At 73.8% G+C, this 244-nt stretch carries 1 pseudogene; it reads right to left on the bottom strand.

Annotated elements, in window-relative coordinates:
• Positions 1-204 (bottom strand): annotated as a pseudogene (locus ACQG3P_RS21980) (DUF885 domain-containing protein); the annotation flags it as partial.
• Positions 205-244: the final 40 nt, after the last annotated feature.

Genomic DNA, 244 nt, shown 5'->3' with positions numbered 1-244 from the left:
ATCACCGTCTTCACTGGCTTCGCCGCCACCGGCCTGGCGCCAGGCCCAGTCCTTATCGTAGATGGCGCGGACCGCCGCGGCGGCCGGCGCATCGGTGGCCAGGCGGGCCGGCGCGACCGTCGGTGCCGCAGGGGGGGCGGCCCGTGCCGCATGGGCAGGAACGGCCAGGGCGAGCAGCCACGCAGCAACGACCGGTGATTTCACGAGCAGGGGTTCCCGGGGGACGGCAAACCCCGATCATGGC

The sequence above is a fragment of the Stenotrophomonas sp. SrG genome, assembly GCF_050031795.1.
GTDB classification, from domain to species: Bacteria; Pseudomonadota; Gammaproteobacteria; order Xanthomonadales; family Xanthomonadaceae; genus Stenotrophomonas; species Stenotrophomonas rhizophila_A.
This window is presented reverse-complemented; position numbering and strand designations above follow the sequence as displayed.